The sequence below is a fragment of the Bacteroidota bacterium genome (assembly GCA_016711505.1).
Classification (GTDB): domain Bacteria; phylum Bacteroidota; class Bacteroidia; order AKYH767-A; family 2013-40CM-41-45; genus JADKIH01.
Map to the genome: position 1 here is coordinate 225020 of JADJSV010000017.1, position 24605 is coordinate 249624.

Below are 24605 nucleotides of genomic sequence, written 5' to 3' on the forward strand. Positions count from 1 at the left end.
TTCCCTACATGCATTTTAAAAAGAACAAGGAGTTTTAATTGTTAAATTTTAACATTTGATCAATTATAAAAAACAAAAAGGAGAAAATCTTGCAATTCCTCCTTTGACAAATTTGAAATATTTTTTGATTTCCTCAGACCAAAATTGCCTCGCCGATTGCCTGACGGACAGCCTCTTTGATCGCCTTTGCATCAAAATGACATTCGTCATACAACTCTTTCGGTTCGCCATGATCAATGAACCGATCGGGAATTCCTAACCGGGTAACACGTGCAGAATAATTGTTGTTCATCATGAATTCGCCGATAGCACTTCCGAATCCACCCATCAGACATCCATCTTCAACAGTGATGATTTTTTTAAACCTTGAAAAAATATCGTGAAGTAATTCTTCATCGAGAGGTTTTGCAAATCGCATATCGTAATGTGCAGGAAGTAATCCTTCCTTCTCAAGTTCTTCACATGCTTTCACTGCGAAATTCCCGGGATGACCTAATGAAAGAATTGCCACTTCTTCTCCATCACGAACCATTCGTCCTTTTCCGATCGGAAGTTTTTCAAAAGGAGTTTTCCATTCCGGCATAACACCATTACCACGAGGGTAACGAATGGAGAACGGAGCATTTGTTTCAGGAAGTTGCGCTGTATACATTAAGTTACGAAGCTCTTGTTCATTCATCGGTGCAGAAACGATCATGTTCGGAATACATCGCATGAATGCAATATCAAATGCACCATGATGTGTCGGACCATCAGCACCTGCAAGACCGCCGCGATCAAGACAAAAAACTACATGCAGATTTTGTAATGCAACATCATGAACTACCTGATCATACCCTCTTTGCATGAATGAAGAATAGATATTACAAAACGGTATCAAACCTTGCGTTGCCATACCTGCTGAAAAAGTAACAGCATGTTGTTCTGCAATACCAACATCGAATGCACGATCCGGCATTGCTTTCATCATAATATTCAACGAACATCCTGATGGCATTGCAGGCGTAACACCAACTATCTTATCATTCTTCTCTGCTAATTCTACTATGGTATTTCCAAAAACATCCTGATACTTCGGAGGCTGAGGACCATTGCTTGATGGTTTAATAATCTCCCCGCTGATCTTATCAAACAATCCCGGTGAATGCCATTTCGTTTGATCTTTCTCGGCAAGTTCATAGCCTTTTCCTTTTACAGTAAGAACATGAAGGATCTTTGGTCCGGGAATATCTTTTAAATCATTCATCACTTTCACCAAACGATTTACATCATGTCCATCTACCGGACCGAAATAACGAAAGCGTAGTGATTCAAATAAATTACTTTGTTTTAATAATGTCGTCTTAACTGCATTCTCAACTTTGGATGCGATCTCTTGTGCATTCGGTCCGAACTTACTGATCTTACCAAGCAACTTCCAGACTTCATCTTTTACTTTATTGTATGTATGTGAAACAGTGATGTCTGTTAAATATTCTTTCAAGGCTCCGACATTCGGATCGATACTCATGCAATTGTCGTTCAAAACAACGAGCAGATTTGAATTCTCAACACCGGCATGATTCATTGCTTCGAAAGCAAGTCCTGCTGTCATAGCACCATCACCAATCACTGCAATGTGCTGACGATTTTTATCGCCTTTCAATCGCGAAGCAACGGCCATTCCCAATGCTGCAGAAATGGAAGTCGATGAGTGTCCGACACCAAATGTATCAAACTCACTTTCCGAACGCTTTGGAAAACCACTGATGCCTTTGTAAATTCTGTTAGTATGAAAAATATCGCGACGCCCGGTCAGGATCTTGTGGCCATAGGCCTGATGACCAACATCCCATACGAGTTGATCATCTGGAGTATTGAACACATAATGAAGCGCCACCGTTAATTCGACCACTCCCAGAGATGCACCGAAATGACCTCCGTTAACAGACACAATATCAATGATATAATCTCTAAGTTCCTTAGAAATCTCCGGAAGGTCCGATTCTTTGAACTTTCTAAGATCTTCAGGGAACGTAATCTGTTTTAAATACTTACCGGCTTTGATGTCCATTATTTTCAGAATCTACAAATATAGAAAATTTCGAGTGATGACAGGGTGTTTTCAGGAGGGGAAAACGGACTTTTACGGGAGTTGTTTTAAATATTGGGTGTAATTCGAGGGTATTAACAAAGATTTAGGGAATTTGTTTGCTAAAGGTAAAATCCTAATAAAAGCGAAAAGGTGCCGCCTTCAAGCTCTTTTGATTAAAAATTACCTGATCTTGTATTTAATTCGACATTCTTTAGGTGGTCGCAAAATGCGACCACCTCTAAAAAATTAAATTGATTCAAACAAAATTAATGGAGAAAATCAAAGACGAATTTATCGCTAATCAAATTATTACTTTAAGAGGTAAAAAAGTAATGATAGATTCAGATTTAGCTAAACTATATGGAGTGAGCACAAAACGCTTAAATGAACAAGTAAAACGAAATTTAAAACGGTTTCCGGAAGATTTCATGTTTCGAATATCCAAGGAAGAGAAAAATCAAATAATTCTACAATTTGTCCATTTAAATAATCTGAAATTTTCATCAGTGCTTCCAATGGTTTTTACAGAACATGGTGCTGTAATGCTGGCAAGCATAATAAACAGTGAAAGAGCTATAGAAACTAATATTCAAATTGTACGTGTGTTTACAAATATTAGACAAATGCTTTTTGATAATTCTGAGTTAAGATATGAAATTGAAAAAATAAAAAAGAAAGTCGATAATCATAGTAAAAACATTGAACTTGTTTTTCAATACCTTGATGAATTATTAGAAAAAAAAGTAAAACCTCGAAGGTTAATTGGATTTAAAATTCCCAAGAGAAATTAAGCTTCGATAAATAAAAATATGTCCAATGTAAGACCATAAAAACATCAAATTGAATATCGAAAGCTATTTATTAACCCGTTGTTCGAAATTATTGCCCCTCGACTTCGCTCGGGGACCGTCTTAGAAGTGGTAATGTGTGAATTTTTTGCGAAGAAAATTCTCTTAAAATTGAAGTTAAATTTTCTTCGCAAAAAATTCACACATATTCTGCCCAAAACCCACGGTCCCTGAGCGAAGTCGAAGGGCGAACGTTTTGAATTTCGAACAACGGGTTAATTAGTGCTTAATGGTAATTTTCAATATTATATCTCACCTAAATTTCCCTACATTTGCCGCCTATGAAAAAGCTCAGAGTCATTGATCTGCTCCAATCGACAGATTACAACACCACTACAGAAATCAAAGGTTGGGTACGTACCAAACGCGGAAATAAACAAGTTGCTTTTATTGCTGTCAATGACGGCTCAACGATAAATAATATTCAGCTGGTTGTTGATCTTTCGAATTTTTCGGAAGAAACACTGAAGCCTATAACTACCGGTGCTTGTATTCATGCGAAAGGACTTTTGGTGCAGTCGCAAGGACAAGGACAAACAGTAGAGATCCAGGTTTCGGAACTCATTTTACTTGGTGGTGCCGATGATACTTTTCCGTTACAGAAAAAAGGTCATACGTTGGAATTCCTCCGCGAAGTAGCACATCTTCGTCCAAGGACAAATACTTTCGGTGCTGTACTTCGCATTCGTCATAACATGGCTTTTGCCATCAACAAATATTTCAACGACCGCGGATTCTTTTATCTGCATACGCCGATCATCACAGGTTCTGATGCTGAAGGTGCAGGAGAAATGTTTCGTGTAACTACTCTTGATCCGGTGAACCCGCCGAAAAATGAAGATGGTACAGTAAACTTCAAAGAAGATTTTTTCGGTAAGTCGACGAATTTAACTGTGAGTGGACAGTTGGAAGGTGAACTAGGTGCAATGGCATTTGGTCGCATCTATACTTTCGGTCCGACATTCCGTGCAGAGAATTCAAACACTCCACGACACTTAGCAGAGTTCTGGATGATCGAACCTGAGATGGCATTCTATGATATCGCAGACAACATGGATCTTGCAGAAGATTTTTTAAAGTATCTTATTCAATATGCTCTCGATAATTGCAAAGACGATCTGGAGTTTTTGAATACGATGTATGATAAAGAACTTGTCGCTCGTTTGCAATCGGTTGTTGCAAATCCATTTGAACGATTAACATACACTGCAGCAGTTGAAGTTCTGAAATCAGCAAAAAAGAAATTCGAATTCCCTGTTGAATGGGGAACTGATCTTCAGAAAGAACATGAAAATTATTTAGTAGAACATTTCAACCGTCCTGTAATTCTTACTGATTATCCGAAAGACATCAAATCATTCTACATGAAACTGAATGAAGATGGTAAAACAGTTCGTGCAATGGATATTCTTTTCCCATGGATCGGCGAGATTATCGGTGGATCGCAGCGTGAAGAAAATTATGACAAACTTGTTGAGCGTATGCGTACCATGCATGTTCCTGTAGAAGAGATGTGGTGGTATTTAGATACCCGTAAATTCGGTGCTTGCGAGCATTCAGGATTCGGATTAGGCTTTGAACGTTTGATTCTTTTTGTGACGGGGATGACGAATATACGGGATGTGATTCCGTTTCCGAGGGCGCCGAAGAATGCGGAGTTCTGAGTCAATTCAAAAAATGATTGTGCTTAAAAATTAACACGGAGTTCCCAAAGAAAAAAGGGAGAAAAAGAGACTGCTCTCTTTTTCTCCCTTTTTTCTTTGTGAACTCCGTGTTAAAATAAAATCATCTCTCATAATACTTTTTATATCTTTATTCAAAATCTAACCGCATGAAAAAATATATTTTACTCTTTTCCGTATTCTTTACTTTTCATATTCATGAACTATTTGCTCAAAATTGCACCGGCGATTCGGTAGTAATAACAACCAGGTATGATGATGCTTATGATCTTCTAACAAGAATTGTTACTGATTCATTTGATATCAATACTGGAATTCAAACACAATGTACTTCTGCAATTGACCAAATGGGAAATATCGGTCCGGCTACGTGTACAACACAAACTTTTATCCGTTTTTATCTGGAAAGAAATCATAACATGGACACCTTAGTTTTTGTTAGAATGCAGGGAACTGGATCCGGGTTTACTAATTTTAAAAAAACCGAATATATCTATCAGCCAGTAATCGACAAACCTTTAACTAGAATTGAATATCTCTGGAACGGAGTTAATTGGATTCCAAAATTTAGCGAGACTTGGAATTATGATATTAATAATAATTTATCAGGCTATTTAAAACAAATTGACAAAGGTTCAGGTCTTGAAAATGTACAGCGAAGAACATATGCCATAGCAAATGGAATAGCCACGGAGTTATTATTTCAAAATGATTCTATGGGAAGCTGGATAAATCAACAAAAGTATCTGATCACGCATTCAATTTCCGGAGAACGTGACTCACTTTATATCCAATTTTGGAATCAATATAATAGTAATTGGTTTGATAGTATTGCCTGCAATTATCAAATTCAACCAATCAACAATGAACTTGGTGTTGAAATAACCTGGGCAAGTGCTACTTACGACTCGGAATTTGGCGCATGGTATTATGATACGCTAATTTCAATAATTGACACATCCGACAATATCATTTTTCAGGAACACCCGGGACTTTATCAAAACAGCCACCAACAATATAAGTATTACAATTATACTCAACTTATAAAATCTGATGTTTCAGATGACTATGGATGTATAAGTAATGACTCATACTTTTACGACAACCATGGTGTTCTAACCGGAACATATTATCATGGGGCATGTTCAATGCCATCATCCTCCGGATCTAGCTTTAGTTATGACAGTTTATACAGACTGACAGGATATTCTGGAAATATTAGTTCAAATATTGGCACTTATATAATTCATGACGAAATATATTATTCCGACTTCAATCAAATTGGTTTATCATATTTGGATCCTATGCAATATGCCGGGCATTTATGTCCAGGAAATACAGTTAATACTGTACCCTTAGTTTCAGGTGGATGTGGACCATATCATTTTCAATGGTATCCAGCTACTGGCTTGAGTTCAGATACATTAAGTAATCCGGAAATTACTATTCCGGAAGATTCAATAGCATATAATGTATCAGTAAGTGATTCTATTGGGAATAGTACTTCAATTACATTTTACGTTTATCCATTTACACCGGATATTCCTGTGATTTCATATCAAGCTCCGCTACTTGTTTCATCGTACGCAAGAGATTATCAATGGTATTACAATGGGACAATGCTGATTAACGATACCAATCAAAGCCTACTCCCCATTAACGACGGAATCTATACTGTTGTCACGCATGATTTCTTCGGCTGTCTATCCGATACCGGTGAATTCATTTATATTCATACAAGTACAGGTGAGGTAAATAATAATAGACTACAAGTTTTTCCTAATCCGGCAAATAATGAAATCATTTTAGATGGGCTTTATGCGAAGTCAGAAATTTTCATGTGCGACATTACCGGAAAAATTATTGAAAGATATTCTGAAAAAAATATTGCAAATGGAAGAATGAAAATCAGTTGCGCTGAACTTTCAGATGGAATTTATTTTTTAAGAATACTTAGCGATAAAATTCGGACCGATAGAAAAATAATAGTGCAACATTAAAATATTAAACACAAGTTCACTTAAAGTCGTCACAAGAACACACATGTGACTTTGAAAGATTAGTTCCATTAGTGCACTTGTGATGACTTTAAGTGATATTGAGTTTAATATAATCACGAAGACAAACACTTAAAAAAAATTAAAAACGGAGAAAAAAAAATAACCATAGAGAACACAAAGAAAAAAAGGGAGAAAAAAGAGTTGCGATAAATCTCTGTTTTCTCCCTTTTTTTCTTTGTGCCCTCTATGCTTAAAAAAAATCACGAAGAAACCTTCTCCTTAAAAATTACACTCATCAACGTCTGCCCCACAGCCCTCAATGTATTCGTATCGATCACATCCATATTATCTGCATGCGTATGCCAGTGTTTTGCAAAGCCATTGCGACTTGAAAGATCGCTGTTAATGATATCGATTGCAGGGATGCCGATGTTGTTTACATACACATGATCATCAGTTACCCAACCGCCATCCTGATGCAGGAAATAATTGCTGTAACCAAGTGACTCGGCTGTCTTCCATACGTTCTGTACAACACCACTTGCACGTTCATAAGACAAACCTTCAAATCTAAATTGCGCATTCTTTGCTCCGACCATATCTAACAAAATTCCGTAGTTAGCTGTATATCCGGGAACGTGTAAATTCTTTGCCCAGTATTGAGTGCCCAATGCATAGCTGTCTTCTGCTTCACTTCCACCGCCTTCTTTACCATAATCTTCTGCATCAAAAAAATGATGTCGATTCCGATTTCAACTTTATTCAAGTTCAACTGACGCGCAATCTCCATAAGCACTCCTACTCCACTTGCACCGTCATCGGCTCCCAAAATAGGTTTGTCTATATCTTTTTCATCTTTGTCTGCCCATGGACGAGTATCCCAGTGCGCAAATAATAAAACGCGATTCTTCGCTTGCGGATTGAATGATGAAATGATATTTCTGAAATTCAGTTTGGTACCGTCGTAGGCATTTACAATTCCTTTCTGGACGATGACTGTATCGGCCCAGGATTCCATCTTTTCAATCAGATAATCACCGCAGGCGATGTGGCCTTTTGAATTCGGTACGCGCGGACCGAAATCGCATTGGGCTTTAACGAATGCATAAGCAGAGTCGGCAATAAATTCCGGGACAATTACCTGTGGAGTATTATTTGTGACCGGAGTTTCAACTGGTTTTTCTGTTTTTGTATTGCAGGAAAACAGGAAGGAAATAATTATTGCTATTGGAAGTAGTTTCATTGGAAAGTGTTCGGCTCTGAGTTTTTTTTAACACAGAGTACACAGAGAAAAAAAGGGAGAAAAAAGAGAGCTCCTTTTTCTCCCTTTTTCCTCTGTGTACTCTATGTTAATTTTTGCGATAATATTAAATTAACTTACTGACCACGATACTTCACCATTCTTCTCATCCTTCAACTGAATATTCAGCTCAAGTAATTGATTGCGGATCTTATCGCTGGTGGCGAAATCTTTTTTGGCTTTGGCTTCTTTGCGGATGTCGATCAGCAATTGAATTACTCCCGGAAGTTTACCGTCTGAAGTAACAGATTCAACTTTCAATCCGAATACATCCTCAAGATATGATTTGAATTTTGACTGAAGTAATTCAACAGTCTTGCCGGTAATAACATTTATATTTATAATTCCTTCTTTGATCGAATTGATAACAGGAACCAGTTCAAACATATTCGCTACAACTTTCGCTGTATTGAAATCATCGTTCATGCTTTCGTCGAAACCATTTATAAGTTTCAGCACTTTCGTTTCAAGTTCTGCGTCTGAAGCGGCAGCATTCGTAGCACTGAAATTTTTCAGCGCTTCATAGGCATCCCACAATCTTTTCAAACCTTTTCTGATGCCTGCAATGCTTCATTACTAAAATCCAAAGTGCTTCGGTAATGTGTTTGCAACATAAAGAAGCGGACTGTCATCGGAGAATAAGCTTTTTCCAAAAGAGGATGGTCACCGGTAAATAATTCTCCTGGCAAAAAACCATTTCCCAAAGATTTACTCATTCGCGTACCATTTACAGTAAGCATATTGGTATGCATCCAGTATTTCGCCGGACTTGTATGGTAGCATGCTTCGCTTTGTGCAATTTCATTCGTATGATGAGTAGCAGCAAGGTCCATTCCACCACCATGAATATCGAATTGTTTGCCTAAATATTTTTCACTCATTGCAGAACATTCAATATGCCAACCGGGAAAACCACTTCCCCATGGACTCGGCCATTGCATCAGATGTTCCGGCTTTGCTTTTATCCACAATGCGAAATCAAGTCGACCACGTTTTTCATCCTGACCATCCAGATCACGTGTTCCTTCTAACAGGTCTTCGAGTTTGCGATTCGTAAGAATGCCGTACGGTTTCTCTTTGTTGTATTTTTCTACATCAAAATAGATCGTTCCATTTACTTCATAAGCATAACCATTTGCTATGATCTGCTTAGTCATTTCGATCTGCTCAAGAATATGTCCGGTTGCTGTAGGCTCTATTGATGGCGGCATGTTATTAAACAGATCCATCACCTGATGGAAGCCCACAGTATATTTCTGTACGATCTCCATCGGCTCCACTTGTTCCAGTCTTGCTTTCTTCGCAAACTTATCATCGCCCTCATCTCTGTCACCTTCTAAATGTCCCGCGTCAGTAATGTTCCGCACATAACGAACTTTATAACCTAAATACTTCAGGTAACGATAAATGATGTCGAAAGAAATAAACGTCCGGCAATTTCCAAGATGAACATCACTATAAACAGTAGGTCCGCAAACATACATTCCGACATAATCAGGAATGATGGTTTCAAAAGTTTCTTTTTCGCGGGTAAGGGTGTTGTATATTTTAAGTGACATAAGTGGGTTTAAACTAACTGTTCGAATTACGAATCGGTTATTTATTTTGGTTACTGTTATAGGTTTCAGGTTGCAAGTTGCAACCTGAAACCTATAACCTGAAACCTGTAACAATTAACAAACATCAATGATGCTGCACCATCGCCTGAATATGCTGAAGCATATCCTCTGTCATTGATGAAAGATCGAATTCAGGTTTCCAGTTCCAGTCTTTTCTTGCTTCTGCATCATCAATACTTTTCGGCCATGAGTCAGCGTATTGTTGTCTGACATCAGGCTTATAGGTAATGGTAAAATCAGGAATATGTTTTCTGATCTCAGCGGCAAGTTGTTTCGGAGTAAAACTGATCGCACTCACATTATAAGAAGAACGGATCTTTACCTGCTCTGCCGGCGCATCCATTAATCCAATCGTTGCGCGCAATGCATCATGCATGTACATCATCGGGAGTTCAGTATTCTCTGACAAGAAACATTCATACGTTTTATTCTTGATAGCTTCATGAAAAATATGTACTGCGTAATCTGTAGTTCCACCGCCCGGCTCCGATTTATAACCGATCAAGCCCGGATAACGGATTGAACGAACATCAACATTGAATTTCTGGAAATAATATTCACACCAACGTTCGCCGGCGAGTTTACTGATTCCGTAAACTGTAGATGGCTCAGTCACCGTAAACTGTGGTGTATTGACTCTTGGTGTATTGGGACCAAAGACAGCAATTGAACTTGGCCAGAACAATTTGAATTTTTCTTCGCGGGCAAGTTCAAGTGTTCCTAACAAACCTTCCATATTCAGTCGCCACGCTGACTTCACTTTTTGTTCAGCTGTAGCACTCAGCAATGCTGCAAGCAGATAAACCTGTTTTACATTGTGCTTGCGGATGATCTCCGAAACTTTCACAAAGTCCAGAACATCGAGCTGATAAAAAGGACCACTATCCAGAAAACCTTCCGAAGGCATTTTGATATCTGTAGCGATCACATTTGAATCGCCATAGATCCTTCGAAGTTCTTCCACCAACTCTGAACCGATCTGCCCTTTTGCACCTATTACTAAAACTGATTCTTTCATCGCTTTTTATTTGCCTTGCAAATGTACGTTTTTAGTCATTTGCTAACCCTGTTTTGTATACTTCAAGTACACATTTAAGCCAATATGAAAACATTTTTTTACCCTATCTTTCCATCAGATTTTATGAAATTCAGGCTCCTACTTGTTCTCTTGCTACTGCCACTTTTTTGGATTGGCATCAGTAATTCCCATGACTGGGGCGATGACTATGCGCAGTATCTTTTGCAGTCAAAAAACCTGATTGAAAACCGTCCGCAAACAAACTCTGATCTTGTATTTGCTGAAGGCCAATTACCGTATGCGATTATCGCTTATCCGGTTGGATTTCCTGCTCTTTTAGCACCGGTATATTCAACTTTTAAACTCTTCATTCCGCCTTACCTTTATCTCCAAACACTAATTCTCATTTTATCGGCAGTGCTTCTTTTTGATTATCTAAAAAGGTCATTTGATATTAAATTGAGTTTATTGATAGCCATATTTTATGCTTATAATATCATTTCACAAATCCTTAAAATGGAGATTCTCTCAGAATTTCCGTTTACTCTGATATTACTTCTGATTGTTTTATCACTTGGATCCAAAGACAAAAGAGCCTTTTTATTTGCCGGAATTTTAAGTGGTTTTCTGATGTCATTTCGGGTGTCGGGACTGGTCATATTACCGGCTGTTTTTGGATGGATTTTATTTATGCAAAAGGAGATTCCGATTCAAAAAAGGCTGCTGAATTTTGGCGTTTTTTCATCTCTGGCAATTGCAGTTTTCATAATCTTAAACTGCATTTTATTTGACATTGACATCCGGAATTTCGTCCAGTTTTATGCTGGTCAATTTGAAGCGAATCGGATGAGGGTTCCTTCTAATTTTGTCGGCTTCTTTGAAAAAATTGCTGCAGCATTTATTCCAACATTTACTTCAGTCATTATCACTATTCTTTTTCTAATCCTGACAATAACCGGATTTTACAAAAAGTTTAAGGAGAAAGAAGTTGCTGAATGGTTCTTTATCTGCTACCTGCTGTTGATCGTTCTTTACCCATATTCATCGTCCGGTCTCAGGTTTATTTATCCGGTCCTTCCGTTTATCTTAATTTATTTTGTCAAAGGATTTCAAACGTTCTATCATCTTTTGTCTTCAAAAGACAGGTCTTTTTCAATTTTGACAATCATCTTTTCTGTTTCAATTATCTTATCCTATAAAGCTCTCAACTCTTTGCCACCTGCTGATGGTCCATATGCAAATGATGCAAGAGCGATGTTGAATTTTATCCGAGACGAAACCCCTGCTGATGCAATTGTCCTGTTTTCAAGAGCCCGCGCAATAAATCTGTATTCTGAAAGAAGATCTACTTTTTTAATTCAGCACAAAAACGAACAGGAAAATCTTGCAAATCTCCGGGCATTAAGTTGTGATTATGTACTTTATCCTGACGAACGTTCGGGTGCTTTTAATCAAAGTCTGCAGGATTTTTTAATGATCAACAAATCAGAATTCGATACTATCTACAAAGAAAACCGATATCTGCTTTTGAAAATGAAAGCTGTTAATCATCCATGAACACATCTACCAAAATTATCATAGATAAATTTGCAGGTGGATTTATCGTTTTTCTTCTAAATAGTCTGGATAAACTTTTAAGACCAACGGGAAAGAAGTCTGCAAAATCTCCGGAAAAAATTATTGTATGCAAATTTCTTGGAATGGGTAGTATCATCCAGTCTACGCCACTTCTAATGACTTTAAAAAAACAATTTCCGGAAGTTAGAGTTGTTTATCTCTCAACTTTATCGAATAAAAAATTCCTTGAACAGATCTCTGTTATTGATGAATTAATAATCATCAATGACAAATCATTTTTTTCTACCATCATTTCTTCTCTTTCAAGCATCAAATTACTTTTTAAAATAAAAGCAGATGTCTTCATTGACCTGGAAACTCATTCTCATTTTAGTAAGATCTTTACGATCTTAAGCGGAGCGCTATTAAAATTCGGATTGACGAAAGATGCAAAAGGGCAAAACAATATTTATAGCGTCACGTCTGAATTGCACATTGATCGGCCTGTCTCGGAATCTTATCTACAAATGTGCAGTTCAATTATTAATGTGCCCGTCATAAATGAACTTTATAATTTTACAACAACTGAAAGTGATTTTCAGAAGCTAAAACAAAAACTTTCACTTCAGGAAAATTACATCATTATTAATCCAAATGCTTCTGACCTCAGGATCGAAAGGCGTTGGCCAAAAGAGAAATATTCTTCTCTGGTTGAAAAAATTATAGAACGATATCCTGATTGCCAACCAATTCTTATTGGCTCAACAGGGGAGGCAAAATATGTAAGAGAGGTTTTAGAAGGAGTTAATTCAAAATTCGAAAGTAGTATTTTGAATACTGCAGGAAAACTAAGTATTGAGGAATTGACTGCCCTGATCAGCAGAACAAAATTGATGATCACAAACGATACCGGGCCAATGCATTTATCGTTTGCAGCACACCGACCGACAATCGCTTTGTTTGGTCCGGCTTCACCGGTTCAATTTGGCAATCATCCTTCTGTTTGTGCCGTTTATAAAAAAGTTGAGTGTAGTCCATGTGTACATGATCACATTAAACCGCCATGTCAGGGAAACAATATTTGTATGAAGCAGATTGAAGTAACAGAGGTTTTTGAAGCGGCGGTTATGAAACTAAGTTAAAGGTCCCCAAATTCTGCGGATTTTCTGCGTATTCTGCGCAAGTCTGCGGGAGATAAATACGCTAAAATTATTTCCCGCAGACTTGCGCAGAATACGCAGAAAATCCGCAGAGATCCCTTCGGGATTGAAGTTGGTTTCAACCAGTTTAAAAACCATTGGAGCAAGGAAACTGAATGGGTTTCCGCAGAAAATTTCCCTAACTTTGATTCTCTGATTTTTGGCAGAAACCACAATAATCTCCCTAATCTGCCGTTTTCAGATACTCTTCTCAACCTATGAAAAAAAATCTCCTCTTCACATTAGCAGCTTTTTTGCTTTTTATTTCAGTCAATGCTCAGATCGATCCAATTTCTATTGGAAACTGGCGGATGCACATTCCTTATAACAAAGGAGTACAGGTTGCTGAAGATTATCAAGGTCGTATTTATTGTGCTACGCAATTCGGAATGTTCAGCTACAATAAATCGAATGGAGAGTTTGATTATTTTACAACACTGAACGGACTTTCCGATAATGAGATCTCGAATATCCGATTTGATCAGACCACAAAAATTCTTTTGATCACTTATCTGAATTCAAATATTGACATCATTCTTCCTGACAAGACCATCATTAACTTGCCCGATATAAAACAAAAAAGTATTGTAGGCGGGAAAAAAATTAACAGCATTACTTTTATAGATGGCCGTGCTTATCTGGGTTGTGAATTTGGGATCGTTATTATTGATCTGAATAAACAAGAAGTGAAAGACACTTATTTCATTGGTCCAAATAGCAGCAACATCAATGTAACCGATGTTGCATACAACGGCACAGACATCATTGCAACTACTGAAACCGGAATTTACAAAGCGAACTTTAATGACCCTTCGATTTTTAATTATAATGCGTGGACAAAAGATCTTTCACTTGTTGAGCCTAATGGCAATTACACATCAGCTGCTGTTGTCGGCAATAAATTTGTGGTAGTTAAAACTAATCTTGTTACTGAAAAAGATTCTGTTTTTATTTATGATGGTAGCAACTGGAACTATTTTATCAATGAAGACTCTAAAGGTGCTTACGTTGATGATCACAATGGAAAAATAGTTTATCGCAATAATTATCGTCTTGCAACTTATGATGAATCCGGAACATGGCTCAATGAGGTCAATGCTTCCAGTGGTGTTAGCCTGAATCTACGGAGAGGTTTTGAAGATGTAGATGGGAATTTTTGGGTAGCTGATCAGAACAACGGATTGTATGGAAAATATACCGACAACTCTTACCATATGATCATACCGAATGGCCCGGGAGCGGAATCAGCTTATAGCATGCAGGCTTTGCATAACAGATTGTGGGTCGCTTCAGGTTCAGTTGATGGCGACAAACCATTTTTTAATATACAGAATGGTATCTATCGTTTTAAAGATGGAAACTGGAAAACATTTAATCGATTAACCGATTCACTTTATAATAAAGCCTGTCAAATTTCTTCACCTGCAGTGAGCGCAGTTGCCATTGATCCTAACGATCCGGAACATGTTTTCATTGCAAGTTATGGTGTTGGAATTCTTGAATATCAGAATGACAAAGGAGTGCAGATTTACAATACACTTAACAGTTCTCTGTCACACGTTACTGTTTCCGATTCAAATGATATCCGTGTTGGCGGATTAACTTACGATCCTGAAGGAAATCTATGGGCAGTTACAGGTTATACAATTCGTGCCGTTACTGTTAAACGTGCAAGTGATGGCGGATGGCATACATATCAGCTGCCTGATCCGAGTTTGATAGATATTGTTTGCTTTAAACCAGTGGTTGATGATTACGGACAAAAATGGTTTATCGGACACAAAGGTGCGAGTAATGGTGCCGGATTATTTGTAATGAAAGAAGGCAGCCTGACTAATGATAACGGACTACAACTGAAACAATATACAAACCTCAAAAATAATGGAGCCTTACCGGATCTGTTTGTGCGCTCATTAGCAAAAGACAAAGACGGTGCTATCTGGATCGGAACCAATCAAGGAGTAGCGGTGGTATACAATCCGGGAAGTGTATTTGACGGAACTAATTACGATGCACAAAAAGTGATCATTGAACAGGATGGATATGCGCAGTATCTCCTGGAAACTGAATATGTAAATGTAATTGCAATTGATGCTGCTAACAGAAAATGGTTTGGCACTGCCAATGGTGGAGTGTTTTTGATGTCAGCTGACGGAACAAAGCAATTACAGAATTTCAATACCGAAAATTCACCGCTTCCTTCTAACAATGTTACAGAGATAGCTATCAATGATGTTTCAGGAGAAGTTTTTATTGCAACAGAAAAAGGTTTGATCAGTTATCAAAGTGATGCTACGCAAGGTGGCGACGCCTGTAGCGGATATCAGGTTTTTCCTAATCCTGTTCAACACGATTATTCAGGACCAATCGCAATTAAAGGACTGGTAAATAATGCTGATGTAAAAATTACTGATGTTGCAGGAAATATTGTATATCATACAAAAGCGAATGGCGGTCTGGCTGTGTGGAATGGCAAGAATTACAGAGGTGAACGCGCACAGACGGGAGTTTATATTGTATATGTTTCCAATGAAGACGGCTCTCAGACCTGTACAACTAAAATGATGTTTTCAAGATAATGCTTCACAAGACCCGGGGGATAGTTTTTTCATATACAGAATATCGCGAAACGAGTCTGATCGTAAAAATTTATACTGAACTCTTCGGGATTCAATCTTATATTGTAAACGGTGTCAGAAAAAAAAATGCAAAATTAAATGTTGGCTGGTTTCAACCTTTGACTCTTGTTGAACTTGTTGTCTATCATAAAGAACGCCATGGCTTGCAACGCATTTCGGAAATTCGTCCGATGCCGCCATTGCGCGATATTCCTTTTGATGTTATTAAAAGCACGATCACATTATTTCTGAATGAAGTTTTATGCAAAGCAATTAAGGAAGAAGAAGAGAATCAGCTGCTGTTCGAATTTTTATTCAACACCATTCAACTTTTCGATGTTCAGCAACCTGTTTCAAAAGATTTTCACTTACTCTTTCTCATTCGATTGACACGCTATCTTGGATTTTATCCTATTCAAAATTACAATGCAGACCAGACATGCTTTAACCTGATCGATGGAAAATTTCAGTCTGAAATTCCTTTGCATCCATATTATTTAAATGAGAAATCTGCGACTCATTTTTCAAACCTTATCTTTCAATCTGCCGACCTTTCAGGAAATCTGAATATTAATTCGGAAGACAAAAAAATTCTGCTGGAAAATATCCTGGAATATTATCGTCTGCATGTAGCAGGATTTTTTGGAGTGAAATCGCATAAGGTGTTGGAGCAGGTTTTTGAATAATTCGTTAACCGAGATTTGTAATTCGAGATTCGAATTATTATTTCAAAGGGAGTTTTTGAAATAACATTTGGAGTGGATAAATAGGTTGTAATATTTTCCCGCAGAATTGCGCAGAATACGCAGAAAAACCGCAGATTTTTTTTGATTTTAATCTTGTAAAGAAAACTTATTCCGCAGGAATCTCTGCGGATTTTCTGCGTATTCTGCGCAATTCTGCGGGAAATACTTTTAAGCTTTGATGCAGTCACTTTTAAAAATTCCGCAACTACAAAAAAAATCCTAATTTCACTCTCGATAAACACACAAAATCCACCACCATGAAAAAAACATTTACACACACATCTCTGACTTTCATTTTACTGTTCTTCTGCTTCACCAATGTTCATGCACAATGGCAACAAACCAATGGCCCATTCGGTGGTGTTATTTCTGCAATTGAATCCGATGGTACACACTTTTACGCTTCCTGCAGAGGCGGAGGTTTATACCGTTCCGATGACAATGGTCTTACCTGGCCTAATCACTTTTTTGATGGCACCTTCTTTTCATTCACCGATCTTTTGGCTGATGGATCAAAACTTTATGGCGCCAGTAACAACGGTTTTGCGATGTCAACCGATAATGGCTTGACCTGGACAATCAGCAGTACCGGCCTTACATCAACTTCGAATTGTTTACTTAAAAGCGGCTCAAGTTTATTTACAGGAACACTTGGCGATGGAGTATTCATTTCAGGTGATGATGGCACAACATGGACACCTTCAAATACCGGAATTACTGCAAGTAATATTTATTGTTTTCTACCCGACGGAACAGATATGTACGCAGGTACTGAAGATGGTGTATTTAAATCCGATGACAATGGACTCACGTGGACTGCTGCAAGTACCGGACTTCCTACTGGCAGTACTGTAAAAAGTATTTCTGCTGTAAGTGGTACAATATTTATCGGAGTCGACAGCTATGGAGTTTACCAATCAGATGACAATGGCGCAAACTGGAACATTACCGGAACAGGAATACCACCATCAGCATATTATTATACAACTATGTTTTCAAAAGGAACCGATGTATACGTTGGAATTTATGGATTAGGAATTTATAAATCTGCCGACAATGGTGCAACATGGAATGCTGCAATTTCAGGAATTTCAAATTTGTATGCTATTTGTTCTGCTGCATTGGGAAGCGACTTATATGTAGGTACAGAAGCAGGATTTTTCTCATCGATAGACGATGGAGCAAATTGGGATCTTAAAGTTGAAGGTATGAAAGCAAGTTATATCACTTCTCTTAATTATAATGGTTCAGTAATCATTGCAACTTCTAATGGTGGTGGATTGTTTACTTCTTCAAACAGCGGACTAGATTGGATTACTGCCAATAATGGTTTTGCAGAATTTGAGCAACAGGTAATTTTGAGTGTTGGAACAAGAATCTTTTGTGGAACAGCAACAAACGGTATTTATATTTCTGATGATGACGGACAAACCTGGACTATTTCTTCAACCGGATTATCCAGTTCAAGTATATACTCAATGACTGCCAAAGGTGGTCTTATCTTCGCAGGTTCTTTAGGAAATGGTGTGTATGTTTCTGCAGACAATGGAGCAACCTGGACCCCAACAAACAATGGACTTCTTTCTGCAAACATTTCTTCACTGGTATCGGAAGGATCCAATCTTTATGCAGGAACATTTGGTGATGGAGTATTTCTTTCTACTGATGATGGTGCCAACTGGAATGCCGTTAATACAAATCTTCCTGAGCCTACAGTTTATAGTTTAACTGCAATCGGCAATGAAGTGTATGCCGGAACAAATGCAGGAGTGTACATGACAAACGATGCTGGAGTAAACTGGACACTCATGGACAATGGACTTTCATCAATGGTACTTAGTGTTTCTAACGATGGAACGAATTTGTTCGCATGTCCTAACGGTGGTGGAGTTTTCATTTCAACTGATTATGGAGCAAGCTGGACAGAATTCAATAATGGCCTTGAAAATAACCCTTATGTTTATGGAGCACTTAACATATCCGGTATGCTTTACATCGGTACGGGCGGAGCAGGAATCTGGTCGAGACCATTTAGTGAATTGACTAATATTTCAGTTGCAAATTATGACAAGTCGCTGCAGATCTTTCCAAATCCAACATCCGGAAAAATCAACTTTACATTAGAAAACAATTCCAGTATTGAGAAAGTTGTCCTTTCTGACATCTCAGGGAAAGTTCTACTTGAATTAAAACCACAAATTTTCAGTGGAAGGATTTTCGAAATTGACGGAACTAAATTTAGTAAAGGAATTTATTTTCTGAATGTTTATTCAACTAACAGAATAGATTCCCGAAAAGTAATTATTGAATAATTCCTTTATCGCTGCATTTGTTTTGCTGATTTATAGTCTGCATTTATAGCGGGGTGTAGTCTGCATTTTTATAGTTGGGGTGTAGTCTGCAGACTACACCCCAACTATAAAAATGCAGACTACACCCCGTCTTTACATTACAAGCTATTCTTCACCAAAGTGCAAAAAACCATTTTTCAAAAAATCCTCATTTTCTCAATAAAACGCACATTAACAAAATCATTTTCATCAAAATTATGCGGCTTTAAGTGCTTTTTTTACCTTGCACGCTAAGTTAATTCAAATGGCATTTATAGACGAAATTCTCGAGAAACCAAGCTATGGCTGGACCGACGATAAAGGAAATTTTTACAAACCTTCTCCGAAAGAACTGATTAGAGAATTTTTCAAAAGGACGAATGTATTCAAGAATAAAAAGAACTGGCTTGCCTTTACATCATGGGTGTCAATCCTGATCCTGTTTCCATTTTTCCTTCTTTTCATCTTTAAATTCTTTACCTGGAAACTTCTGATCGCTACATTTATCTATAGTATGATCATCATGGGAACTCACGGCACGATCTGGTATCACCGTTACTGTACTCATGGAGCTTATACTTTCCGCAATCGCTTCTGGAGAATTCTCACACAGAATTTTGTATTGAAAATAATTCCGGAAGAAATATATGTTGTCTCGCATCATGTTCACCATGCAAAATCTGATACTCCCGGTGATCCATATAATGCATACGGTGGATTTCTGTATTGCTTTCTTGCAGACGTAAATCATCAACTGATCAATAGAAATTTAACTGAAGCAGAATATGAAAAAGCTTCAGGATTGATGGAACGTGTGGGTATTTACCGAAACACATACAAGCAATACCAGAAATGGGGATCAATTGCAAATCCATTTAATACAGCTTTCTTTATCTTACTTAACTGGACATTCTGGTTTTCGATTTTCTATCTGATTGGTGGAATTCCTCTGGCTGTAGCATTATTTGGCGGAGCATTCTTCTGGGCAGTTGGTGTTCGTACTTTCAACTATGAAGGACATGGAAAAGGAAAAGATAAAAGAGAAGAAGGAATGGACTTCAACAGAAATGATATGTCTATCAATCAATACTGGCCGGGAATTGTTGCCGGCGAATGGCATAATAATCATCACCTCTACCCTTCAAGTGCACGCGCAGGATTTCTGAAATATCAAATTGATTTTGCATGGTATTATATTTATACGCTTTATAAAATTGGCGGAATCAAATCTTATCATGATTCTAAAAAACAATTTGACGAACAGTATTATGCGCCTTATATTCAAAAAACTGTTCAAGGCAAACATGAAGTTCAGGAAACTTCAAAAGTCTGACTAAAAATATTTTTTTATGGAGTCTGTAAGTTTTGTCAAAGCTACGCATGCTGATGTCGAAATGATCAGCAGAATGAGAGTTGATTTCCTTACCGAATATTGGGGAAAGCAAAGCGATCATAAGGAAAACATGCTCCTGGAAAATCTGCATAATTATTTCAGACAAACGCTAAATAGTTCTTCGATGTGCTGGTATGCAAAAAGTGCTGAAACAATAGTTGGTATCGGCTTCATTGAAATTCATGATCAACCGGGAAACTTTAAAAACCCTTCCGGAAAAAAGGGCGGATGTTGAAGATATATTAAAAAACTTCTTTCCGGAAAAAGAGGGATTTGTACTATCTTAAACCAAACACTTTTGAATCTTGAAATCCGAGTTACCGTTTTGAATTGCATGCTTAAGCGGCCCTGCTGCGCGGGTGTAAGAAAAACGGATTTAAATTGCAATCCGGCAAGGTCCGACGTCGAGGAATTTGGGCCTGGGGGATTTTAGTGGTGTAGGGTTTTAGGCGGTTTTTAAAGTTGCGTGGTTAATTGAGTTTAAAACAGTTAATAACCTTTTTAATTTTTAAATTATTTTTTTAATAATCAAAAAGCCGTCTTCCGAATCCATCTTGGCAAAATAATCGCTCCAATGAAAAGATACGGATAGTAACTGACGAGTCTCCACAACAATCCTAAAGATGCTGAAAGTCCGTGCGGGATGAATTCACCCAGAAAATCGGAGAACATGAATTCGGCAATTCCGCTTCCCCCCGGTGTTGGACTGAAAAGAATGATAATACCCATTACGATCTGTCGGCCGAAGATGAGATAGTTATCGATATTCACATTATGAAATGCGAGGATAAGACAATTTACAATACAATAGCGTGCTGTCCACGAAACAAATGTTCCCGCGAATGAATAGACCCAGAATTTTCTGCTTTTATTTTTTAAGCCCTTCGAAGCAATAATTAATTGTGATCCTGTTTCAAGTGCATTCGTTTTCCATCGTTTAAGGAGTGGTAGTGAAAACAATTTCAGTAAAAGCCATTTTACAAATCTTGGATTTACGAAGAGTGCATAGGCAACAAAGATCTTATAAGCAAGAATGATATAATATACAGCCCAGAACGAATAGAAAAATCCACTTCCGAATTTTACCGGATTAATCGCATTTACATCAATGGTTGAAAATAGCTGGTCCTTCCCAATTGTATAATAGACCAATGGAGCCATGATGGCCAGAAAAACACCATCCTGAAAAGAAGAAAGCATAATTGCTGTTATACTTTTTCCCATATTTATTTTCTCGCGATTCAAAATAAAGATCGCAAAAACAAAACCTCCGCCTAACATTCCGGGCGCTAATGCCGAAGCAAATTCCCAAAGCATGATAACGTTGAATGCATTTCGCCATTTCAACTGATCATCGGTCAATGCACGGATCCGGACCATGTATGCTCCATCGCGAATAACCATCATGACCAATGCCATGAAAATCCAGAATGTGGAATTCCATGTCCATTGAATATTATCAAATGCCTGTTTATCGAAATTGCGAAGCAACAAATAGGTCGCTGCTCCCAAACCAAGGATCACCGGTATAAAAATTCTACCGGGACGAAATGCTTTTAAGAGTTGCTTGGTTTCTGTCTGCATTCAATGCTTGTTGATCACGCTTCCGGCTCAAGATTCTCGCTTAGCCAGAAATTGTTGAAGCCCATGCCCAACGTGATCTTGATCAATTGCTCTTGTAACAACTCTAAAACTCCTAAGAAAGTAAAGATGGCCTGAACTTTATTTTCACACGAAAATATTATATCAGTAAAAGGTACTTTCTCCTGCCCTTTTAACATCGTTTTTACGATATTCTTCTGGTCAGAGATAGTATATGGATAAGCTACGACATGATGAAAAACTTTGTTCTTCTCTGCATCAAAACGTTTCAACACTTTATTGAAACTATTCAGTAATTGATAAAGTGTAAGATTCATCAATTCTTCTGCATGAGAATTCTGCATTGCTATTGTTGCAAGTTCTTTCTGGATATTTCCGCGATTGGTTTTCATACCACGGTCGTCTTCCATTACTTTCAACTCTTCACACGATTCTTTATATTGTTTGTAAAGCAATAATCTTTCAACAAGATCTTTCCGCGGATCAACTTCATTGCCCTGATCATCTAACTCAGGACGAGGCAACAACATCTTTGCTTTGATACGCATCAAGGTTGCTGCAACTAAAATAAATTCACTCGCAAGTTCAATATTCAATTCATTCATCCGGTGGATGTACGAAAGAAAATCGTTCGTGATATTGGAAATAGGAATATCGTTGACATCGATCTCATCGCGCTCAATAAAAAAGAGCAACAGATCAAACGGACCTTCGAATTGCGGTAATTTAATTTCAAAAACTTTTTCCACTTTAACCGGGATTTACTTTGATTACTTTAATGAAGTGATTACCGCAATTAGAATAACGGGTAATTATATTAGGATTCAAACTTAAGGAAAAATTATGACTTTTTCAGGGGTAGATTGCTACTGCTTTTCAACAAAACCAATCCAAATCTACCTGATTTTCAATAATATATAAAAGTGCTATCCCGGCAATGTGGTTTCCATGTGGTTTTGCTTTCTGAGAGCATTTCCATATCCTTTTTAAATAGCTTTGGTTTTTCATTCTTACCAAAAAAGAAATTTCATTCAATGAATCGATTCACACTTACCTTTCTGCTTGTGCTTATAACACTGTTTGGTTTTTCGCAAACTATTCAGACAAGAGACAGTACAGCTATAATGTATAAATTGACTGAAAATGTTTTTGTCATAATTCACGACGATGCTACTGATGAATGGCCGCATGGTAACACCGGTGTTATCGTTGATGCAGAAGGCGTTTTTGTAATTGACGCATGTTATCTGCCTTCTCGTGCAAGAGCTGATATCGAACTTATCCGCAGTGTTACAAAAGCTCCTGTAAAATATTTAGCATTTACTCACTGGCATTTTGATCATAACAATGGAGCGATTGCATACAAAGAAGCATTTCCTGACATAACGATCATCAGTGAACGGGAATCACAGAAGTACATTGAACTAAATGCAAACTGGTGGAGTAAGATGTCGACAAAGGCTAACGGACAAAGAAATAAATCACTTAACGAATTGATCGCTGAAACTGAAAAGGGAATCGATACGGTTTCCGGAAAACCATACACCGCTGAAGAGATCACTAAAAGAAAAAGATCAATTGCCATGCGTAAAAATGAAATGCAGGAATTGAAGGACCTTACAGTGATCAAACCTGATAAAACATTCGACAATGAACTTACCATTCAACTTGGCAAAAGAACTGTTATATTAAAGGATCATATTTGTGCTAACAGTCCGCATGATGTCACCTTTTATTTACCTGATGAAAAAATTCTTTTTGCAGGCGACATTATTGTTCAGACACCTTTGCCATATGTTGGAGCTTCATGGCCGGTTACATGGATAGATGCATTAAAAAAATAGAAAATACTCCTGTTACATTTTTAATTCCGGGACATGGACCTGCTTTACGAGATCATTCATACACAAATCATCTCAGAACTTTTTTCGAAAGCATTAATTCAAAAGTTGAACTTTTTATACGTGAAGGATTAACACTGGATGAGATTCAATCCAGAATTGACATGAGTGATTTTAATTCAGGAATCTGGGCTCCACCATTAGTCACAAAAGACGACTGGAATTATACCGTTTCAACAATCACCGAAAGAGCATGGAGATGTATCAGAGGACAAGGCGGAAAGTAAAATATTCTTTGGCACATCTTTTTCCTTAAGTAAAGAAATTAATGTGATGAAAAACGATATTACCGGAAAAGTTTCCATACATATAAATGCTACAACAGATAAGGTCTGGGAAGCATTAACTACACCCGAAATTATAAAAAAATATTTCTTTGGTACTGATGCTGTTTCTGACTGGAAAGTTGGGAGTTCATTAATATTCAAAGGTGAATGGGAAGGAAAAAAATATGAAGATAAAGGAACGATATTAGAAAATATTCCCGGTAAAACTTTTCAATATGACTACTGGAGCTCAATGTCAGGAATTGAAGACAAACAAGAAAACTATCTGATAATTACTTACTCTCTGGTAAAGAAAGATGATGGAACAGACCTGACAATAACACAAGAAAATATTCAGGATGAAAAAACGAAGGTGCATTCCGAACAGAACTGGACCAAGGTAATTACCGATTTAAAAAACCTTCTGGAAGAGTGATTCCCTTTTACATTAG

General features: G+C 37.6%; 17 protein-coding genes and 2 pseudogenes. 13 read left to right on the top strand and 6 right to left on the bottom strand.

Features of this window, described 5'->3' with window-relative positions; genetic code table 11:
* Nucleotides 1-133: 133 nt before the first annotated feature.
* Nucleotides 134-2053, bottom strand: a complete 1920-nt coding sequence (locus IPL24_14550; GenBank protein ID MBK8364830.1) for a 1-deoxy-D-xylulose-5-phosphate synthase — start codon at nucleotides 2051-2053, stop codon at nucleotides 134-136.
* Nucleotides 2054-2343: 290 nt separating this feature from the next.
* On the opposite strand from IPL24_14550, the gene IPL24_14555 reads away from it, so the two are divergent.
* The 3 genes from IPL24_14555 (at nucleotide 2344) to IPL24_14565 (ending at nucleotide 6604) form a co-directional block, all read left to right on the top strand.
* Entirely contained in the window at nucleotides 2344-2865 is a 522-nt protein-coding gene (locus IPL24_14555) for an ORF6N domain-containing protein (GenBank protein MBK8364831.1), read from the top strand.
* A gap of 338 nt (nucleotides 2866-3203) precedes the next feature.
* Nucleotides 3204-4586, top strand: a complete 1383-nt coding sequence (asnS, locus tag IPL24_14560) for an asparagine--tRNA ligase (protein ID MBK8364832.1) — start codon at nucleotides 3204-3206, stop codon at nucleotides 4584-4586.
* A gap of 167 nt (nucleotides 4587-4753) precedes the next feature.
* The gene (locus IPL24_14565; protein ID MBK8364833.1) at nucleotides 4754-6604 is read left to right on the top strand and encodes a T9SS type A sorting domain-containing protein; all 1851 of its coding nucleotides are present in this window, start codon (nucleotides 4754-4756) and stop codon (nucleotides 6602-6604) included.
* Between the two features lie 260 nt (nucleotides 6605-6864).
* Here the strand turns inward: IPL24_14565 and IPL24_14570 are convergent.
* From IPL24_14570 to IPL24_14580, 3 genes and pseudogenes are all read right to left on the bottom strand, one after another.
* Nucleotides 6865-7847, bottom strand: a pseudogene (locus tag IPL24_14570) (M28 family peptidase).
* A 129-nt stretch (nucleotides 7848-7976) separates the two neighbouring features.
* Nucleotides 7977-9463, bottom strand: a pseudogene (locus IPL24_14575) (cysteine--tRNA ligase).
* Between the two features lie 124 nt (nucleotides 9464-9587).
* Nucleotides 9588-10541 (bottom strand): NAD-dependent epimerase/dehydratase family protein, encoded by a 954-nt coding sequence (locus tag IPL24_14580; GenBank protein ID MBK8364834.1) that lies wholly within the window; start codon nucleotides 10539-10541, stop codon nucleotides 9588-9590.
* A 123-nt stretch (nucleotides 10542-10664) separates the two neighbouring features.
* Here IPL24_14580 and IPL24_14585 point away from each other — a divergent pair, with 123 nt between their 5' ends.
* The 7 genes from IPL24_14585 to IPL24_14615 all read left to right on the top strand — a co-directional run bounded on the left by IPL24_14585 (nucleotide 10665) and on the right by IPL24_14615 (nucleotide 20619).
* On the top strand, nucleotides 10665-12098 hold the full coding sequence (locus IPL24_14585) for a glycosyltransferase family 39 protein (protein MBK8364835.1): 1434 nt from the start codon (nucleotides 10665-10667) through the stop codon (nucleotides 12096-12098).
* The gene (locus IPL24_14590; protein ID MBK8364836.1) at nucleotides 12095-13240 is read left to right on the top strand and encodes a glycosyltransferase family 9 protein; all 1146 of its coding nucleotides are present in this window, start codon (nucleotides 12095-12097) and stop codon (nucleotides 13238-13240) included. Before IPL24_14585 ends, IPL24_14590 begins: the two co-directional genes overlap by 4 nt.
* A gap of 275 nt (nucleotides 13241-13515) precedes the next feature.
* Nucleotides 13516-15876, top strand: coding sequence for a T9SS type A sorting domain-containing protein (locus tag IPL24_14595; protein ID MBK8364837.1), 2361 nt, complete (start codon nucleotides 13516-13518; stop codon nucleotides 15874-15876).
* Nucleotides 15876-16601 (top strand): DNA repair protein RecO, encoded by a 726-nt coding sequence (gene recO, locus IPL24_14600; protein ID MBK8364838.1) that lies wholly within the window; start codon nucleotides 15876-15878, stop codon nucleotides 16599-16601. Before IPL24_14595 ends, recO begins: the two co-directional genes overlap by 1 nt.
* 317 nt (nucleotides 16602-16918) lie before the next feature.
* Nucleotides 16919-18973 carry a T9SS type A sorting domain-containing protein gene (locus tag IPL24_14605; GenBank protein ID MBK8364839.1) on the top strand — a complete coding sequence of 685 codons (2055 nt, stop codon included), beginning with the start codon at nucleotides 16919-16921 and terminating at the stop codon, nucleotides 18971-18973.
* Nucleotides 18974-19256: 283 nt separating this feature from the next.
* Nucleotides 19257-20324, top strand: coding sequence for a fatty acid desaturase (locus IPL24_14610; protein ID MBK8364840.1), 1068 nt, complete (start codon nucleotides 19257-19259; stop codon nucleotides 20322-20324).
* A 16-nt stretch (nucleotides 20325-20340) separates the two neighbouring features.
* Entirely contained in the window at nucleotides 20341-20619 is a 279-nt protein-coding gene (locus IPL24_14615) for a hypothetical protein (protein MBK8364841.1), read from the top strand.
* A gap of 293 nt (nucleotides 20620-20912) precedes the next feature.
* On the opposite strand, the gene IPL24_14620 is transcribed toward IPL24_14615, so the two are convergent.
* Complete coding sequence (locus IPL24_14620) at nucleotides 20913-21968, bottom strand: flippase-like domain-containing protein (protein MBK8364842.1); 1056 nt, start codon at nucleotides 21966-21968, stop codon at nucleotides 20913-20915.
* 14 nt (nucleotides 21969-21982) lie between these two features.
* A complete protein-coding gene (locus IPL24_14625) occupies nucleotides 21983-22735 on the bottom strand; it encodes a segregation/condensation protein A (protein ID MBK8364843.1) in 753 nt (250 codons plus the stop codon).
* A 285-nt stretch (nucleotides 22736-23020) separates the two neighbouring features.
* On the opposite strand from IPL24_14625, the gene IPL24_14630 reads away from it, so the two are divergent.
* The 3 genes from IPL24_14630 to IPL24_14640 are packed head-to-tail and all read left to right on the top strand — an operon-like array spanning nucleotide 23021 to nucleotide 24589.
* Entirely contained in the window at nucleotides 23021-23830 is an 810-nt protein-coding gene (locus IPL24_14630) for an MBL fold metallo-hydrolase (protein MBK8364844.1), read from the top strand.
* Complete coding sequence (locus IPL24_14635) at nucleotides 23806-24114, top strand: hypothetical protein (GenBank protein ID MBK8364845.1); 309 nt, start codon at nucleotides 23806-23808, stop codon at nucleotides 24112-24114. The genes IPL24_14630 and IPL24_14635 overlap by 25 nt, the downstream gene beginning before the upstream one ends.
* Nucleotides 24115-24160: 46 nt before the next feature.
* The gene (locus IPL24_14640; GenBank protein ID MBK8364846.1) at nucleotides 24161-24589 is read left to right on the top strand and encodes an SRPBCC domain-containing protein; all 429 of its coding nucleotides are present in this window, start codon (nucleotides 24161-24163) and stop codon (nucleotides 24587-24589) included.
* Nucleotides 24590-24605 lie beyond the last annotated feature (16 nt).

Bases quoted from the DNA above. Each gene is read 5' to 3' on its own strand.
- IPL24_14550 (MBK8364830.1), bottom strand. From the start codon at position 2,053: ATGGACATCAAAGCCGGTAAGTATTTAAAACAGATTACGTTCCCTGAA.
- IPL24_14555 (MBK8364831.1), top strand. From the start codon at position 2,344: ATGGAGAAAATCAAAGACGAATTTATCGCTAATCAAATTATTACTTTA.
- asnS (MBK8364832.1), top strand. From the start codon at position 3,204: ATGAAAAAGCTCAGAGTCATTGATCTGCTCCAATCGACAGATTACAAC.
- IPL24_14565 (MBK8364833.1), top strand. From the start codon at position 4,754: ATGAAAAAATATATTTTACTCTTTTCCGTATTCTTTACTTTTCATATT.
- IPL24_14580 (MBK8364834.1), bottom strand. From the start codon at position 10,541: ATGAAAGAATCAGTTTTAGTAATAGGTGCAAAAGGGCAGATCGGTTCA.
- IPL24_14585 (MBK8364835.1), top strand. From the start codon at position 10,665: ATGAAATTCAGGCTCCTACTTGTTCTCTTGCTACTGCCACTTTTTTGG.
- IPL24_14590 (MBK8364836.1), top strand. From the start codon at position 12,095: ATGAACACATCTACCAAAATTATCATAGATAAATTTGCAGGTGGATTT.
- IPL24_14595 (MBK8364837.1), top strand. From the start codon at position 13,516: ATGAAAAAAAATCTCCTCTTCACATTAGCAGCTTTTTTGCTTTTTATT.
- recO (MBK8364838.1), top strand. From the start codon at position 15,876: ATGCTTCACAAGACCCGGGGGATAGTTTTTTCATATACAGAATATCGC.
- IPL24_14605 (MBK8364839.1), top strand. From the start codon at position 16,919: ATGAAAAAAACATTTACACACACATCTCTGACTTTCATTTTACTGTTC.
- IPL24_14610 (MBK8364840.1), top strand. From the start codon at position 19,257: ATGGCATTTATAGACGAAATTCTCGAGAAACCAAGCTATGGCTGGACC.
- IPL24_14615 (MBK8364841.1), top strand. From the start codon at position 20,341: ATGGAGTCTGTAAGTTTTGTCAAAGCTACGCATGCTGATGTCGAAATG.
- IPL24_14620 (MBK8364842.1), bottom strand. From the start codon at position 21,968: ATGCAGACAGAAACCAAGCAACTCTTAAAAGCATTTCGTCCCGGTAGA.
- IPL24_14630 (MBK8364844.1), top strand. From the start codon at position 23,021: ATGAATCGATTCACACTTACCTTTCTGCTTGTGCTTATAACACTGTTT.
- IPL24_14635 (MBK8364845.1), top strand. From the start codon at position 23,806: ATGGATAGATGCATTAAAAAAATAGAAAATACTCCTGTTACATTTTTA.
- IPL24_14640 (MBK8364846.1), top strand. From the start codon at position 24,161: ATGAAAAACGATATTACCGGAAAAGTTTCCATACATATAAATGCTACA.